The organism is Hazenella coriacea, assembly GCF_004341825.1.
Lineage (GTDB): Bacteria > Bacillota > Bacilli > Thermoactinomycetales > Thermoactinomycetaceae > Hazenella > Hazenella coriacea.
On the sequence record NZ_SMAG01000006.1, the window covers coordinates 129,818 to 149,202 of the forward strand.

6 protein-coding genes are annotated in these 19,385 nt (G+C 42.1%); all 6 read right to left on the reverse strand.

Annotated features, from left to right (window positions below):
• The 6 genes from EDD58_RS11000 to EDD58_RS11025 are packed head-to-tail and all read right to left on the reverse strand — an operon-like array spanning position 1 to position 19,359.
• Positions 1-14,985, reverse strand: a complete 14,985-nt coding sequence (locus EDD58_RS11000; protein WP_131925544.1) for a non-ribosomal peptide synthetase — start codon at positions 14,983-14,985, stop codon at positions 1-3.
• A 60-nt stretch (positions 14,986-15,045) separates the two neighbouring features.
• Positions 15,046-15,795, reverse strand: coding sequence for a polyketide synthase (locus tag EDD58_RS11005; protein WP_131925546.1), 750 nt, complete (start codon positions 15,793-15,795; stop codon positions 15,046-15,048).
• Between the two features lie 48 nt (positions 15,796-15,843).
• On the reverse strand, positions 15,844-16,611 hold the full coding sequence (locus EDD58_RS11010; protein ID WP_131925548.1) for an enoyl-CoA hydratase/isomerase: 768 nt from the start codon (positions 16,609-16,611) through the stop codon (positions 15,844-15,846).
• Between the two features lie 9 nt (positions 16,612-16,620).
• Entirely contained in the window at positions 16,621-17,880 is a 1,260-nt protein-coding gene (locus tag EDD58_RS11015) for a hydroxymethylglutaryl-CoA synthase family protein (protein ID WP_131925550.1), read from the reverse strand.
• A 26-nt stretch (positions 17,881-17,906) separates the two neighbouring features.
• The gene (locus EDD58_RS11020; protein ID WP_131925552.1) at positions 17,907-19,133 is read right to left on the reverse strand and encodes a beta-ketoacyl synthase N-terminal-like domain-containing protein; all 1,227 of its coding nucleotides are present in this window, start codon (positions 19,131-19,133) and stop codon (positions 17,907-17,909) included.
• Positions 19,111-19,359, reverse strand: coding sequence for an acyl carrier protein (locus EDD58_RS11025; RefSeq protein ID WP_131925554.1), 249 nt, complete (start codon positions 19,357-19,359; stop codon positions 19,111-19,113). Before EDD58_RS11025 ends, EDD58_RS11020 begins: the two co-directional genes overlap by 23 nt.
• Positions 19,360-19,385: the final 26 nt, after the last annotated feature.

A 19,385-nucleotide genomic window follows, 5' to 3' on the forward strand; every position in this document is an offset into this window, starting at 1 on the left:
TTAGACCTCCACATCATAAGTGTCCCATATATTTACCTTACCCATTTGCAACTCATGCCCTTCTGATCTTTTCGTTAACAAGCGAGCATCATTTTGTGAAAACGATCTCTTCTTTAATTCAGGGGGAGATAGTGGAAAACGTTTCACTGTACGACCTGTTTCCTCCCAAGCCTCTACAATCACATGTGCATTCGTGCCTCCATCAGCAAAGCAATTGATTCCTGCAACGGGGACTCGTGCTGTCCATTCTGCCAATTCTCGACTGAAAGAGATGTTCGCTGCTTTTCTATCAAAGTGAGTCATAACTTCTTCTCCCGATAAGAATGGGACGAAACGGCGGTGTTGTAGCATTAAAACAACTTTGATAAAACTTGCGATCCCTTCGGCACAGATCGGATGCCCAATGTTCGGCTTAATTGACCCCAATCCTAACGGATTCGTACTCTCGAAACGATAGATGGATTGGATCGCCTTAAGCTCAAGCAAATCAGTCACCATCGAACCTGATCCGTTTGCTTCGATATAGCTAATCTCTTCAGGTTGCTTACCACTCTTGAGAAGCGCTTTCTGCATAACATCCTTCTGTGCTTGAAGATTCGGGGTCGCTGGTCCCGCAGTTCTTCCATCGTTATTAATTGCCGTTGCCTTGATAACAGCGTAGATGGAATCCCCATCCTGTAATGCCTGCTTCACTGTTTTCAATAGAACCATACCCACGCCTTCACCTAAGACAACACCATCAGCACGCTCGTCAAAAACATGGAAAGATGGTTCTTTGCATAAAATGCCTCTCTGTTGGAACAGTCGATGGGTTTCATCCGTCTCCAACAAGCTGACTCCTCCTACAACGGCAGCTTCAATATCTCTACTGTGTAAGGCTTGGATCGCCATATTCATACCCACCACCGCTGAGGAACAAGCAGTATCTAATACAACACTTGGACCACGCACATCGAAAAAATGCGATATATTAGCTGCCAAGTAGTTTTGTCCCACCGCTATTATAGGGTTTCTTGCATGAAGAAGGCTTGTATCACTAGGCTTATGGTGGCTTCTTCCTCCCAAATAGACTCCAATCGATTTGCCTTTAATCTCTTCATGCGTATATCCTGCGTGATACCAAAGTTTCAGACACTCTTCTAACACCACGAGTGCTTGTGGATCCATCACTTTCACATCTTCCTCATGAAGAAGAAAGAAGGCTGGATCAAAATGGGTCATGTGATCAATAAGTCCTGCATAATACTGGGAGGTATAACCCCACCGTTCCGGTGGAACCGACCGAATCGCTGAGCGCCCTTCAGACAGCAACTCCCAGTAAGCTTCTAGTGTTCTCGCTCCAGGAAAGCGACAGGAAAGCCCTACAACCGCTATATCCTCTTCATAAGAAGATAAAGGAGAAGGCTCATCCGTTTCTCTTACTTGTACAGAGACTGGGCTTTCAGAAAGTTGCGTCGGTGCTGGTCGTTCCTCAACAGTACTGACTGTTGCACCTACTTCCTCCAATGCTGAGTGCGCAAAAATATTTGCCAAGGAGGAAGTATATGTTCTCATGAGCCAAGTCGCAAAAAGCTCAATGGTTGGATATTCATAGAGAATAGACGGATCAAGGCTGATCATGAGCTTCCGATTCATCCTCTGTAATAACTGTGCCAGGATGATCGAATCTACACCATAGTCTTGAAATGGTTCATTCACCACTAATTGAGAAGAATCTATCTTCAATTCTTCAGAAAACAATGTAATTAGCCATGCTTGAGTCTCTTCCAGAAGGTCTTTGGATGTATTGTTCTCAGTTGAAACATCTAGAAGTTTTTCTCCTTTTTTCTCAACTTCAACAATCGAAGCGACCTGATGCTGAGTTCGTCTCAATAACTGTTCTGGGTTCCACAGTGCAGAATCCGCCACCGCTGGCATCACAACCGAACGCAACTTTCTGGCTAAAATCTGATCAAAGAGCGACAATCCTTCTGCATTTGTTATGCTCAGTAGACCGCTTTCTCGATAAACTTTATTTGTCACTTCCCCCATGCCAGTCTCTTTCCAGTTTGGCCACTGGATACTAACAATTGGGTGGTTTCCCTTATTTGCTTCGGCAAAATAATCCATATAAGCATTGGCCATTGCATAATCGCCTTGCCCCGCAGATAGAAAAGGAATAATTGCCGATACTGAGGAAAACAAAACAAAGAACTGTAATGGCTCATCACTAAGTAGGTGAGATAGAGTGTTAAGGCCTGCAATCTTGGGTTCCAACACCTCTTGGATTTCCTCAGCTTCCTTACGAATAAAGGCAAGGGTTTCCATATCTGTCATACCAGCACAATGAATAACCCCTCCGATCGGACCCATCCTTTGTTTAATATCCTGTAAGCTCCGTTGCACAGCGGTCGGATCAGACAAACGAAGAGACCATACCTCTACTTGTGCACCTTGAGCTTCCAACTCTTGTACCGCTCGAATTTTCTGTCCTATGGACGTATTCAAATGTTTGAACTGGTTCCACTGATCACGTGGAGGTAGTGACTCACGACCGGTCAACACCAATCGCTTTACCCCGTAGTTTTGTACAAAATGCTTCGCACATAAAGAGCCTAGACCCCGTGTTCCTCCAGTAATTAAAAGCACATGCCCCTCAGGGAAACCCTCTGGTGTTGGATTCACCTCTTCTTCGGATCCCAAGTGTTGTTTCAAGAAGGATCGATAACGTATGCCCTTTCTGTAACAAACTTCTGGGTCTTCATGATCAGAGTAAAACTCTTCAACAATCTGTTGCGCTAGCTCCTGATCTGAAATAGAAGCATCCGTATCCATATGCCTTGATCTTAGGTGGCTATACTCACTTTGTAACATTCGGTACAAACCCGTACGAGTAGCACCCACCAGATTCATCGAAGGATTGAGATATGACTCCAAACCTTGGGTAACACATAACAACATTAACCCTTCTTTATGACCATATTCGATCAGCTTTTGGAGCCAATCCATCCACTCTAGTGATTCATCTGTATTTTTTCCACATCCGATTAGATCCACAAAACCATCAAAACTTGTCCAATCATATTTAGATGGCTGTAGTCCCATGTTCTGTTGATCTAATATTTGGTGTTGAGGAAAATATCTAGATAGTTCAACAGCCAACTTCATGGTTTCCTGATTGGCTAAAATCGCAACCGTTTGTCGTGTGCCTTTCTTCCTCGAAACAGATGGACTTGGTTCCCATTGCTTTGTTAGGAAACAAGTCGTTCGCTTCTTTGTAAGCTCTTCAGGGAGAGAAACATCCGCATTTTCGATAACTCTTTGCTTGTTGTCCTGAGATCGAAGCGAATTTTCAGGAATCCAGTAATGCTCCTTGGCAAAAGGGTAAGTGGGCAGACTGAGACGACGCGGTTTAACATCACCATACAATTGGTTCCAGTCTATATTCAGACCTTTTACCCACAGATCAACAAGCTTGGCGTACTTTCTTTTGCTGATCCAAGCATCAATCGCTCTTGCCATATCTTCATCCGCTGTAAAAATAGCTAACGTCTCTTTATTACGGTTCGCTTGTCCACGATAAAGATCTTCGATATGTTCCTTCCCTTCAATAAATGCTATCAGCTTTTCTTCGAGTTCCATCATCGTTCCTACAATCACAGCAAGACGCTCTTCCATACCTTCACGTCCAACTTGAAGCGTGTAGGCCATACGAACCAGATCCAAGTCACTATACTTTCGCTCACGAATTGCAACTAGTAACTGTTCCACTTGTTCCCGAAGTCTCTTTTCATTTTTCGCAGATAGCACAATCAATGCAGGATTCTGAGCAGTCACTGTCGGTGTAGGTGGTTCTTCACCCTTTGGAACATACTCCTCAATCACGATATGAGCATTGACTCCCCCGATTCCAAATGAGCTCACTCCAGCCCGACGTGGCAACTCCTTTCCTTTCTGATCATGAACCGCTTTCCATTCAGCTTTGTCTTGTACGATGTAAAACGGACTATCTTGAAGTTGAATGTAAGGATTCAGAGTTTCACAATGTAAGCTTTTTACTAAAGTCTTATGTTTCATTTGCAATAAGACTTTAATCACACTTGAGATCCCTGCAGCAAGCTCCAAATGACCAATATTACTCTTCACCGAACCCAATCCACAATAATGATCCATCACTTCTGAATCACCTGTTAATTGGTAGAGTTCTTTAAACGCAGCTTTCAAACCATTGATTTCAATCGGATCCCCCAATTCAGTTCCGGTTCCATGGGCTTCAATATATGTTACGGTTCTAGGATCAATGCCTGCTTTCTTATATGCGGTTACCAATAAGTCCGCCTGAGCCTTCGGATTGGGTGAAGTTAAGGTATTGGCTCGTCCTCCATGATTTTCCGCCGTACCACGGATGACACCATAGATATGATCCATATCTAATTCGGCATCTTTCAACCTTTTCAGCATGATCATCCCGACACCTTCGCTTCGGACGTAACCATCTGCATGATTGGAAAAAGTTTTGCACCGACCATCTATACTCAACATGCCAGCTTTACTGTAACTAATGTGGGCTTCTGGAGTTAGGATCGTATTCACACCACCCACAATCGCCATGTCACAACTTCCGTCCCGCATGGCAGAAACAGCACGGTGAATAGCTACTAAAGAACTGGAACATGCCGTTTCGATCGGCTCACTAGGACCATGAATATTTAGAAAATAGCTCATCCTATTGGGTCCCACCGAAGGAATCATATTACCTGTAGTGGAGTGACCTTCGATCGGTAAGTTTGCTTGATAAAATAAATCTTTATAACCTGTATTTCCTGTTCCAATAAATACGCCCGTTTTTGTCCCCGAGAGCCCCTGAGCTGAATAGCCCGCATCTTCGATCGCCTTCCATGCGTAGGTCATCAACAATCGCTGTTGAGGATCTATAAATTGAGCCTCTCTTGGTGAGATACCAAAGAATAAGGGGTCAAACTCGGCAACTCCATCAATAAATCCGCCCCATTTGATGTTCGTCTTATTTGCATCATTAGCAGGATCTCCATAATGCTCCTGCCAATCCCAACGATCTTTAGGAACTTCAGTGATCGAGTCTTTTCCTTCTGCGAGATTCCCCCAAAACTCGTCAATATCGTTGGCTCCAGGAAATTTACCACTGATCCCTATAATTGCAATAGGTTCAAAGTCATCTACCTTGTTTGTCTCCTCTTGCTTAATCGCTACCTTGTTAAAGCGATTTCTTCTTTTCGCTACAGTCGGCTCGATGGGTTTATTTTCAGTCGTGGCTTTAGGAACAGCCGATGGCATCGCAAACTTTTCTAATAACTTAGACTGATAATCTGTAATCAGAGACTCAATCAAACTTTTAAGAGTCGCATGTTCAAAAAATATAGTCGGAGTAACCTCCAATTGATATACTTGATTCATTTGATTCGCAAAAACAGTAAATGAGATCGAGTCAAATCCGTACTCACCCAGCTCTGTATCCTCATGAATATCTTGAGACTCCACTTTCAAAATATTTGAAGCCATCTGTTTTAAAGACTCCAGTATTTTATCAAAAAGACTCTCGGCTTCCATGTTTGTGCTCGACTCTTGTACTCCATGATCATCCTGTTGCTGTGTTTTTAAATTTGAAGCGAAGGACAGTTTTTGTTTTATTTTATTCACATGACCTTCAATTACAAACACCTGATTTTCCCCTGAAGCAAAAGCTTGGTAAAGGGCTTTGATTCCGTTTTCCTTTTCCAGTGGGATCATTCCTAGATTTTGCAACAACATCTTTTCAATTTCCTCATCAACACGCATCCCACCGTCTCTCCACAACGGCCAGTTGATCGAGAGTGTCTTGCCATACCGCTGCTTGGAAATAGTTAGCGTGTTACGGTACTCAGCATACACATCCATAAAAGTATTGGCTGCTGCGTAGTCCGCCTGACCAGCATTGCCTAAGCTTCCCGAAATGGATGAAAAAAGCATGAAAAAGTCGAGCTTTAGATCCTTACTCGCCTCATCCAAGTTCACCAAGCCGGCCACTTTCGGTGCCATCACCTCTTGAAACTCGTCCCTCGTTTTTTTGACCATGAAATTATCTTTAATGATACCGGCACCATGGATGATCCCATTCAGATGACCATACTCCTCCCTGATCTCCTGAATCAACTGGTAAACAGCCTCTTGATTAGTCATATTCATCTGTTTATAGGTGACCCTTGCCCCCATGTCACGAAGGATTTCCAATTGGCGTTCCTGGTCCGTTCTTAGCGTTGAGCGCCCTGTAAGAATCAATCCTACATGTTGAGCTCGGTGTGCAATTTCCTTTGCAAATAGCAATCCTAAGCTACCTGCTCCTCCCGTAATGAGATAGATCCCGTTGTCTTTCCATGGTATATTTCCATCATCATCCTTTACAGCCATCATTTCGCACCAATCAGCCACATACCGTTTTCCGTCCACATAGCGAATATGGTTATCACTGGGACTCAACCTGTTATCTTTAAGTTTTTCAATCAGACTTTCAGCGTCTTCGTCATTTCCAATCTCAATCAATTGCCCAATCAGCTTCGAATTCTCTAATCGAGCTGTTTTAAGTAGTCCTGTCAGCCCTGCAAATAATTGTTGCTCATTTTGCTTAGAAACCACAACTTGGATGAGAACGTTGCCCTGAAGTCGAGATTGAAAAGCTCCTTGGATATATTCAAATATCTGCTCTGCATAGGTTTGAAAGCGCTTATCTGGTGTTCCTGCTTCATCCAAGGTAACCACACGCACGTCCTCCATGCGAGATGAAATGCTTTCATGAGCCACCTTGACACCTTCACAAAGGAAAACCATATGTTCCACATATTCAGGAGCTTCAATCTCTGAAACTACAACCTGTTCCTTCCAAATCGGTTCTAGCAATAAGCTTTCTGTTTTAGACAAAGACTCTCTTAAGGGAACTTCTCCATCCAAAACTCTCGTCGAAAATCCTTTAATCCGTACACAAACCAATCCTGTATCATCACACAAGTCTATATCTACTTTCTGTACGGCATCTCCCACTTTATTCCCTTTACTAAACCGGGCATAAGCCCACATGTATGAAGTACACTTCCCAATCACTTCAATTTCTTCAAGGGCAAAAGGTAGCATCAGGTTCTGTTGGTCCAATCCTAGCATGATACATATGGTTGCTGTCTGCACAGCCGAATCCATCATACTAGGGTGCAATACGTAATCATCTTTGGTTTCCGAAATGGAAGCCGGCAAAACCAGTTTGGCCAATACTTCTTCCTGACCTACATACACCTTTTTGATCCCTTGAAATCTAGAACCATGGGTTAATCCTCTACTTCTCGCCTCCTCATAAAATTGATCAGGCGAAAGCATACTTTGATTACATTGTTCTTGTAAATCAGTAAGATTCCATACTTGAGATTCCACTCTTGAAATCAATTCCGCACTGCCTTGGCTATGCACAACTGGATCAGATTCATTTTCGGCATTACTATAAATTTCATACGCTATTTTTCCATTGTCCTCTGGAAAGAGTCCAATATGCACCTGAACCGGTTGTTGATCTGCGACAATCGGCTGAACCCAGACTACATGTTGAAGTTTTATCTTGGTATTCTCATCTTGCCAAATCCCTGTCGCCTGGTTCACTGCCGAATGGGCCATCTCCAGATAAGCTACCCCGGGTAATACCGACTTTCCTCTCACCACATGATCGGCTAAGAAAAATTCTTGACCTGTAAAAGTTGATGTAAACCTCTGCTCAGACAAGTCAGAGGTGTTTTGATGTAACAACGGGTGTAAGATGATTTCCCTTGCTTGAACTGATGTCATGTGACTATCAACAATCGTTTCAAACTGAGGAATGCTAAAGTGTTCCTCTGCAAATGGATAAGTAGGTAAACTCATTCGACGAGGCTTAACGTCCTGATGGAGTAACTCCCAATCGATCATCAATCCCTTACTCCACAACTCTGCCAGTTTACGTAGCTTGCCTTTAGAAATCCATGTACGAATCAGTTCTTTGCTATCTTCATCTTCCTCTAACCAAGAAACGTCTTTGGCTTGTTTTTTCTCGCCCCTCACAATGTCTTCGATCTGTTGATTACCTTGGATATAACTCTCCAACTGTTGCTTTAGTTGATCCACGTCCTCAGCAACAAAAGCGACCCGGCTGTCCATCGCTTCTCGTCCGATCTGAAAGGTATAAGCCAAATCAGCTATTGTGTGGTTTTCCCATTCATAGTAATTTAAGAAAGTTAAAAGCTCCTGAACATAGGCTTTGAGGCGATCCTTATTTTTAGCGGATACGGGTATTAGATATAAACGGTTATCTTCCGTCTGCTTGCTTAGAGACGTCTTTGTTTCCATATCCCTATATTGTTCCAAGATAGCATGGGTGTTCGTTCCACCAAGTCCAAATGAACTCAGGGCTGCTCGAGGAGCACTTGAGCTTTTTTCTAATTCCTTCCTCTCATTTACCACATAAAATGGAGAATTGACTAAATCGATATTAGGGTTTGGTTCTTTATAGTTGATCGATGGCGCAAGCTCATTATGGTACAAGCTCATTGCAACCTTGATACAACCAGCTAAACCTGCCGCCGTATCCATATGCCCGATATTGGTCTTCACTGATCCGATTCCGCAAAACTGTTTTTTGTTTGTATACTGTGTGTAAACTGAATTCAGAGCTGTGAACTCAATCGGATCTCCCAACTTCGTTCCTGTTCCATGCGCCTCGACATAACTGATGGACTCAGGATGGATCTGAGTGAAGTCCAACACTTTCTGTATAACCTCAGCTTGTCCTTTTACACTTGGAGCATAAAAACCAACTTTATCTGCCCCATCGTTATTGATGCCAATCCCTCTTAGTAGGGCATAAATATGATCCCCATCATTCACTGCATCCACCGCTTTTTTCAGCAAGATGACAGCAACTCCTTCGCCGCCAATCATCCCGTCCGCTGAAGCATCAAACGCTTTGACATGCCCATCACTCGAAAAATTCAAGCCAGCTTGATGCACATATCCTACGTTTGATCCAGTATGTAGTGTCGTCCCACCGACCAACGCATACTTAGCTTCACCAGATTGCAGACTCTGGTAAGCTGAATATAACCCCACCAACGAAGAGGAGCAGTTGGAATGTACGAAGTAACTAGGACCTTTAAGTCCGAGCTTATGGGAAATCATGGTTGGAATCGTCCCACTCTGAGCTAGCACCCACGATACATAACCGTCTGGCGTTTCGATGTTCTTTGTTGATTCATGTGGTAAGAAAGCACGGTAAGAGTTGTTACTTGCTGACATATAGACACTAGTTTCGGGAATTTGTTTAGATACATAGCCTGCATCCTCCATAGCTTTCCAAGAATGGAGTAACAGCAGTCTTAGCTGCGGATCCATAAACTCGGCATCTTTGGGAGACAAATTAAAAAAGCCTGGATCAAACAAATCTTTTCCTTCAATCGAAGATTGCACAGGCACATAGTTCGAGTTCTCTATCAACTCTTCTGGCATGTTCAAGTCTCGAAGCTCTTCGGTAGTGAAAAACTTGACACTTTCCTTGCCCTCTCTGATATTATTCCAGAACTCTAAATGGTTTTTAGCTCCAGGAAACTGACAAGAGATTCCAATAATCGCCAAGCTATCTTGATAGTAATCAGGAAGCACGTTTGCCCAATCTTTCTGGGTGTGATCCCTCTGACCTTGATTGCTCTCTCTATTTTCTAGTTCCTGATCTAGCTTGATTGAATCGGTTAGCTTATTTCCTTTTTGATCAACGATATAGGAGCTGATCGCTTTAATATTCGGATACTCGAACAATTCCGTTACGCTTAACTCGAACGACAATTCTTTCTTGATTCGCTCAACGACAGAAACCGCAAGAACTGAATCGCCCCCAACATCAAAAAAACGATCTTCCATCCCAATATTGCCAATCTCGAGTACCTCTTCCCAGATCTTTAGTATAGTCTCTTCCACTCGGGATGGAGGCAAGCTTTTCTGTGCAGTCCTCTCTTGAATTAACTGCCGACTTTCCAACTCCTTGCGGTCTACTTTCCCATTAGGTGTGAGCGGCATCTGATCCAACCGAATAAAATGTGAAGGTACCATATAGTCAGGTAAGTTAGATCTCACATAATCACGTAGTTCTTGTAACGATGGGGAAGTCTTGGCATCATTAGAAGTAAAATACGCAACTAATTTTTTATTTCCGTTGTGTTGTTTAACGATCGTAACAGTTTCCTGAACCTCTGGATGCTGACCGATCCGATTTTCAATAGCACCCAATTCGATACGAAAGCCACGAATTTTCACCTGATTATCGATTCGTCCCAAATATTCGATCTGACCCTTAGGTAACCAGCGAGCCAAATCCCCCGTTTTATAAAGCTTGGTCTCTGGACGGAATGGATTATCGATAAACTTCTCAGCCGTCAAAACAGACTGATTATAGTAACCTCTAGCCAAGCCTTCTCCTGCGATGCACAACTCACCAACATGGCCGACGGGAACAGGTTTAAGCTGCTGATCAACAATATACACATATGTATTAGCGATCGGCTTACCAATCGTTATCGGCTCCCCTTCTTGAATGCGCTGAATCGTAGACCAGATTGTCGTTTCGGTAGGACCATACATATTCCAAGCTTCACTACCTGTACTTATAAAGTTCTGTTTCAGCTTTGGAGGTAACGCTTCACCCCCACACAGAATCTTTACTCCCTCTTCATTTTTCCATCCTGACTGAAAAAGCATTGTCCATGTGACAGGTGTGGCTTGGATCATCGTAGGCTTGATGTTTTGAATTTCTAGTTTGAGCTGTTCCACATTTCTTGCCTGTTCTGTCCCACATATATAACATTGTGCTCCAACAATCAAAGGCAAAAATAGTTCGAGTCCTGCAATATCGAAACAGTACGTCGTCAATGCAAGCACTCGGTCCTTCGCTTGCAAACCCGGAGATTGAGCCATGGAAACAAGAAAGTTCGTGAGTGCTTGATGAGGAATCATGACTCCCTTGGGTTTCCCTGTACTGCCGGAGGTATAAATCACATAGGCCAGATGATCGGGTCTCACTTCCCGTTTAAGCATGTTGCTTTCATTCGCTCTTCGTACGATCTGATCCCAATCTTGATCAAGCAGAATCACTTTTGTCCGCTTTTCATTCAATCGATCGAATTTATTCCTTAATTGAGATTGGGTCAAAACGATTGGAGTCCCACTATCTTCGAATATATGGGCAAGCCTTTCATCAGGATAATTCGGATCTAAAGGAACATAGGCCGCTCCAGCCTTTAAAATCCCTAATAAGCCCACGATCATATCGAGTGAACGTTCCACACAAATTCCTACTAGAGTATCTGGACCAACCCCTTGATCTTGTAGATAAATGGCGAGCAGGGAGCTTCTCTCGTTCAACTCTCGGTAAGTAAAAGATTTATGTTCATAGACAACAGCCGTAGCCTCAGGTGTCTTGTTTACTTGTTGCTCAAACAATTCATGAAAACAGGCAGTCGGATATTCTTCTTGGGTCGCATTCCATGTATGAAGAATCGTGTTCAGTTCTTCTTCTGGTATCATTGAATACTCTTTCATAGACATATCTGGACTTTGAATCATCGCTTCTACTAGATGAATATAACGCTCATACATACTTTCAATGGTTGGAATGTCAAATAAATCAGAACTATACTTGATATGCAGGTCCATTCCATCCTCTTCATCCCACAACTCAAACACTAATTCAAATTCGCCTTCTTGATGAATTCCTTCCACAAAATCTACAGAAACAGTATTTTCGTATTGGCTTAACATTTTTTTGTAACTAGTCGATTGAAGAAAGTTTTGATAGTAAAAGGCAGTCTGAAAAATAGGGAAACCCACTTGATTACGGGGTATATTCAAATCACGAATCATTCTTGTAAAAGGATAAGGAGCATGATCTAATCCATCAAGTACAGTCAACTGCAATTGATTCACGAACTCCAAAAAAGACCCCGTTTCTGGAATGCGACTTCGAATTGGAATCATATTAAGGTAATGACCAATCAACTGATCAAAGCGTTCTTCTGGTCTAACCATTACTGGCATTCCAACAATCAAATCTTCCTGACCTGAATACCGATTTAATAGCACCATATAACTACCTAATAATACAGTCGATACACTCATCGAATATTTTTGCGCAAAAGACTTAAGCTGGTCAACGAATTTAGTAGAGAGCGACCTTGTATATGTTTGTCCCTCAAAACTTAAGTCGGAATGGCCTGAGCGGTCAGTAGGAAGTTGAAGGATTGGCAAGGTTCCCGATAGCTGTTGTTTCCAATAGGAACGATACATTTCTCCTTCTTCACTAGATAGCATGTCTTGTTCCCATTCAACCAACTCGTCATAATCCATTGAAATAGGTGATCCGTTAAGTAATTTTCCTTCTAAAAGATGCTCATATGCCTCTAATAAACTCTGAATAAAAGTCATAGAAGAAATACCATCAAAAATAAGATGATGGACAACAAGGAGTAAGTAATGTTCCTTTTGTGACCTCGAAAATAGGTAAGTACGCATCAGTGGATCTTGTTCCAAATCAAATGGCTCTTTTACCTTTTTTCTAAAATAGGGAAGAACCTCATCCTCTGCAAAGGTTGAAATGTCTTCTTCCAAAAAAATCAGTGACTGTGGGGATTGAGTTTTTATATAAGGCATTCCATTTTTATCTTCGATCACACTTGTTAAAATGGGATGCTGTTTTAGCACAATTTGGAGGGATTGCTTCAATTTCTCTATCTCTAGCTTAGAGGTAAAGCGAAAGCCTAGTGGGATATTATAAGCACTTGTTTCAGGTGACATTTTTTGTAGTGCCCATAAACCTTTTTGAACTTCGGAAAGAGGACTCTGAAATGATTGTTTTTCACTAGTCTTTTTGTGGATATTAGTGCTTACGACTGCAACTTGTTTATTACGGGAAGAGATACTTAAGTTAGCTTGTTCGGCTATGTAGTTTGCTAGTGATTGAATAGTAGCATATTTAAACAGATCTCTGGTTGTGATCTTAATGCGATAGCTCTTCTCGACTATGCGTATAAGTTTCATCATCAGAATGGAGTTAACACCTAGGCTATGGATCTGGGTGTCTGGCTCAATCCAATCATGTGAGATGTTCAAATTTTCAATAAAAAATTGTATTAAATCCTTTTGTATGTCTTCCTCTTTTAATTTAACAGCATCCTTGTTTGGGGTTTGCCTACCCACAGTTGCTCCTTTTGCCCCACGCATGACCATATCCATTTCTTTAAGTAACCCACTGAAGTCTCCATTTTCAAATTCCTTTTTTAGTTGAGCACGCTGAATCTTACCAATCGCCGTTTTAGGAATTCCCTCTTTTTCGACCGGCAATAGATATTCAGGGGAGACACCAACCGTTTGGGTGACATGAGAACGGATCTCTCTAAGAAGTTGAGCGATCTGGAGATCATCAAGCGTATGGGATCGCACAAAGAAGATGGCTAGTTGATCCGTTGTATCCCCCTTACCACGAACTGCACAAGCTGCCGTGTAAGAAGTCTCGATCCCAGATAATTCCTCTACAGCAGATTCAATCGCATGACTATAATAATTGATCCCATTAATAATAATGGAATCTTTGGAACGTCCAGTAATCGTTAGATTTCCCTGACGCAGATAACCGAGATCTCCAGTCTCAAACCATCGATCTTTAGTAAAAACACTTTGATTCAGTTCCGGCTGGCGATAGTATCCACTGGTAACTGAATAACCAGAAACTTGCAAACGACCGATTGAGCCTTCAGGTACTACTTGATCATTTTCATCTACAATTCGCATCGAAAAACCTGGAATAGGGTGACCAATCTCTACAAACTCATCCTCATCACTCGTAGTAGTACGCATAAAGTTGTCTGAGAAAATCACTCCGGAAGAAGTTTCTGACATTCCCCAAGCTGGATGTATCGCATTCGCCGGTAAACCGTGAGGCTCCAACATCTCTAAAACTGTGCGCCCCACTCTGGCAACCATCGCTTCACCACCATTTAGCATAAAGCGCATCGATGAAAGATCCCAATTCTGTCTTTTAATCTCATCAGAATAATCCGTCAGCAATCCAAAAGCAAAATTGGGTGCCCAAGTGACAGTAGCACGATAGTGATCAATCCAATCCAACCATCGCAACGGATCTACCAAAATGGTCTGAGTAGCGGTATTGATCTCCTGGCAACCCAGCAAAACACTGCGCATATGCATCATTCCAATGCCCCCGATATGATCAAAAGGCATCCAGTTAAATGTTACATCTTGAGATGTGAAACGGAACATTTGAATCATACCTGTAATCATACTCAAAACATTGTGATGATTAAGCATAACCGCTTTAGGCTTACCAGTACTCCCTGATGTTAAGAGTAAAAGCGCCAAGTCTTCAGGCTGAGCATGATGCCAATCGGTTTCGATCTCTGACGCTAAAAGGTCTTCAATGACAAGAATTTGAAAGGACTCCAATCCTTGAGCTTTTGCCCATTCCTTCAATTCTGGTAACATATCTCGACTCGTAATGACTGGTGGATGATCTAATACTGTCCAGGCATCCTCTAGCTTCTGGGTTGCACTACTCGGTTGGGTATAGGTCGGGGCGACTGCGAGAGGAACAGGGACAATCCCAGCTAGTTCGCATCCCCAGAAAGCGGGTAAAATGTGCTCATTATCTGCCAATTGAAATATTACTGTATCTTGTGGACCTAACCCTGCCTGACGAAATCCTCCTAATAGTCGCCTTGCATCATCCCATAGTTGGGCATATGACTGATGGATTTCAGAGCCATCTGATTGTAAATAAATGATTCCTTTAGAATCACCATACTTCATAGCTGTTCGGTGTAAGATTTCAGGAATAATGGTTGGTTGATCTTCTGTTCTTAGTAATAGCCCCCCATGACTGATAGACGGATTTGTGGAGCCATTTGCATTAAAAGCATCCTTCATTGTATTCCCTCCATAGATCCTCTATTTTCAACGCAAGACTTGTTAAACCCAGTAATCTACCTAGAATCCATATAATTGATTAATTCTCTCCTTAACCTCCGCTTGATGAAACGTCTTTTCATGCATGGCAAGCTCTTGTTTGATGGTATGAGGAAGTTGCTCTCGAAGTGGAGCGACCAAATGGTCTTTTAATGTAATCAACGAGGATCTAGGCTTCTCCGCTAACTGTTGTGCCAGCTCTAAAGCATAACCCATCACCTCTTTGCGGGGCAAAACTGGAAAGGGAATTCCTCGTTTCTCAAGATCAGCACCACGATAATTACCCGCATTCATTAATAACTCTAGTCCTAGACTAAATCCTAATTTTTTTGGAACAATGAAGGTTGCACCCATACCTGGTGTGAATCCATATTTCATGAAGTTAGTCGTATAAACACTCTCACGACTCAGAATAACAAAGTCAGCAAACAACCCCATGACAAAACCCCCGCCGATTCCATGTCCTTGCATAGCAGCAATAACTGGAATGGGACAATCGAGCGCTAACGAATAAATGTTATCATCAGTAAACTGGGTGAGCCCTTGTTGAATCCTTAACAAACCTTCTTGAGTTCCACCAGCTGCAAAATAACTATCATATCCAGTTAAAATCACCACTTTATATTTCTTATTATTCCGAATTATATCAAAGGCTTTGATTAGACCCTCAATCAACTCCTCAGAAAATGCATTCTTATAGACTCGATCCTGCATTTTCACTTGGATCATACTTGGCTCCATTTCAAGTAACTGAACCACAGATTCCGGCATTTTTTCCTCCTTACCTTCTGTTCATTATTCGCTCATCAATCAACGAGGCTATTCATCCTCCCAAGGAAATTTTCCTGTTTCTACATATCGGATGATTCCCTTTTGATTTACTTGATCCGAAAACATCTCTCGATTTGCATTTAAAGCCAAGGCTTTGGAATGAGACAACAAATCATACAATTCACCAACAAAACCCTTATAGCGTAAAATTCCCTGTTTGGATATTCTTTTAAGACGTAGCAAATGCTTGTGTAGAAGTAATTCACTTTTCACATCGTAAGCATCAACCAATCCCCATGTATGTGCCTGGTCAACTAAAATCGGTTGGGTCATTAATGTCAAGTAGTGTGCTTTTTGAAATCCAATGCGACGAATCAAAAATGGCATCACACAGGCTGGATAGAGTCCAAAAAGTAATTCCGACAAACTAAATCGCGCTGTTTGATCTGCAATGACAATATCGCTGGCTGCTACAAACCCTACACCTCCAGCATTCACTTTTCCCCGAACATGAGCAATTGTGATATAAGGTCCCGTTGCTAATTTCAACCATAGTTCGTACAGAGGTTCTGAAATTTGCGCATCCCTTTGTCCACTTGTCACTTTTTTATAGATGCCATCGAGATCAGCTCCAAAACAAAACACTTCAGGCAAACCTTCCAAAACGATCACAGTCGCAGATGTCTCACACAACTCCAAAACTTGAAGACATTCTTCAACTAAACATTCATTAATTGTATTATTTGCCTCGGGACGGTAAAACCTTATGTAACAAACTGACTCTTGAAACCGAACCTGTATAGTTTGATAGTTCATAAACCCCACCTAAACCCATTTATATTTTCGATGGAATTCAGAAATTTCTTCTAAGTATAACCGCTGCTTCCCACTACAATCATCTACGATCCCTGGGATCAACTGAAAATCTAATTTAACATTACGTGTTCCGAATCGCACAGCACCATTTCCTTTGAACAATGTCTCGTACTCATCCATAGAAAGCTCATAGCGCTCATCTAAGTTTCTTTCAATCTCAAAACGTCTCTGAAGTTCCTGACCTTGCGCTGTAACAATCCCACTATAAAACTCTGAACAACAGCCAGATCCATAAGAGAAACAACCCACTCGCTTTGGAGAATCAAATTGACCTTGATCAATCGTACTCGCCAAAGATAATAACACCGTAGCCCCCATGATATTTCCAACACGTTGACAGTAAGTCATACCGGGCTTAACTCGTTGTATAAAATCTGCCTCGATCTGATTGCGGTCTATTTTTGTCATCTTTCGCATCATTGTTCGATGCGCTCCTTTCACCATTCCTCCAAAGGGAGTGTGGAAGGCAAGATACTGGAATGTATCCCGATAATCTACTCCATGTACTCGCTTTTGATATTCTAAAAACGTTTGCTCACAACAGTCCAAATAGGACATTAAAGATAGATCAGCATCCCCTGCCTCACTATCTGGAACAGGTCGACATGTATCCATCACTTCATAACCATAATATCCACTAGCACCTACATCGACTTGAAAGACAGAAGGTTTTTCACCCACCAGGATGGCCACTCCTCCTGCCCCGGCACTCGGTTCAGCATAAGACCAATCTTCACTTAAAGCATCTCCACCTTCGGTTACTAAAAAACGAGAAATATCACTTGCAATCACCAAAGCTTTAGCTCCAGGAGATGTTTGGGACAAGATAAAATTAACTGCCATTTGTAATCCAGCAGTTCCTGAATAACAAGCCTGTTTAATCTCAAACAGACGACAATTCCGATTGAGTCCCAGATAATGATGTATATAGGTACTTAATGATTTCCCGAAATCTATGCCTGATTCCGAACAGGTAATCAGTAGTTCAATCCGGTTTTTCTCCGCTTCAGATAAAGAATCAATGATCGGTTTGGCTGCATTCACCCCAAAGGTAACAGGATCTTCATATGGCAATGCTACAGCCTTTTCTTTCATTAATAAGTTTTCAAATCTAGTAGGATCCAAATGACGATGCTTTGCTAATTGCAAAACATTTAGGTATGCCGTCCCACCAAAAACATTCATCGCCTCTACACCGGCAGATACCATTTATAATTTCCCTCCAAATAACACGTTTAATAATTTTGTAAACAAACAGCTGTGTTCATTCCACCAAATCCCATGCTTAAACTTAGAGCATTTTTCATACAGTGTGAAATAGATTGATCTCTCACCCAGTTAAAGGTACCATCAATTGGATCTTCTAAGTTCCTAGTGGGATGAAGACGAGACTCTTCCATTTGCAGAAGTGTAGCAATAATCTCTACAATTCCTGCTGCACTGAGACCATGACCAGTTATAGACTTGGTCGCATTTATATAGGCATGAGAGAGTTGGCAATGATGAAGTGCCTCAAGCTCTATCTCATCACCAATCATAGAGCCTGTCCCATGAGGGTTAATATAATCGATTTCTTGGGACGACAGCCCAGCTTGCTTCAATACTTTTTGAATCACTTGAACCTCTCCATCGAATGACGGATTGGGGTTCCGGTTTCCATCTACTTTCACTGCACACCCAGTGACTATTGCATAAGGATTTGCCTGCCGACTCATCGCTGTCCCTTTTCTTTCTATCACTACTGCCCCACAAGATTCTCCATAGATAAACCCATCTCTATTCTGATCAAAAGGGCGGCAAGCCATTGCAGGTTCATCTGAATATCGATCCGTTCCCATAGCTCCTAAAGATCTCAACGCCTGACATTCTAGATGAGAAATATCCATCAAGGCCCCTAGTGCAATACATACATCGACTTGACCTGATTGAACTGCTTGGATCGCTTGAATGACCGCTAATTGTCCACTTGCAGAAGCTCCCCCAACTGTATAGGCGAATCCCTGAATCCCGAACTGCTCAGTACACACCCCACAAAGATCACTATCCATAAAGGAGAATCCATATGTGGGTGATATAAAATGAGCACGATCCTTATAAGATTCATAGGTTAGTAGAATCTCTCGCTGCTGAAAATTGGAGCCACCAATGATCAAACCCATACGCTCGGGTTCCACATCATCCAATTTTGCATCTTTCCAAGCTTCATGAAGGGTAACCATTGCCACATGACTCGAAAAGGATGCTTTCCGCAATAGTTTTTTTGAGAGACTCTTTGGATCAGACAATAATGGAATTTCAGCACCTATAAATTGAGTCTCTTTTTGCCTACCTAGACGCTCCATAATCTTAAAGGCATGCTGCCCAGACATTAAAGCTGAGGAAAAGGCTGATTTCCCTTGACCAATGGCTGATGTGACACCCAAACCTGTAACGAGTATGTCAGACTGTATGTAATTTGGCATAGAGCACCTCAGATAATTCCCCTATGTTTTTAACTCCAGATAACTCTACACGAGGAATAGATAGTGACAAATCTTCTAATATCAATGTCACAATCTCAGCACGATCCACCGAATCAGCACCTAAATCTACTAAACGATCATCTGGTTTAAAATGATGTTTTTCTAATTCGGGGAGCACCTCACAAATATTTCGGACAAGAAGCTCAAAAATCTCCTGCTTATTCATTTTTATTTCTCCTTCAATATGTCTTT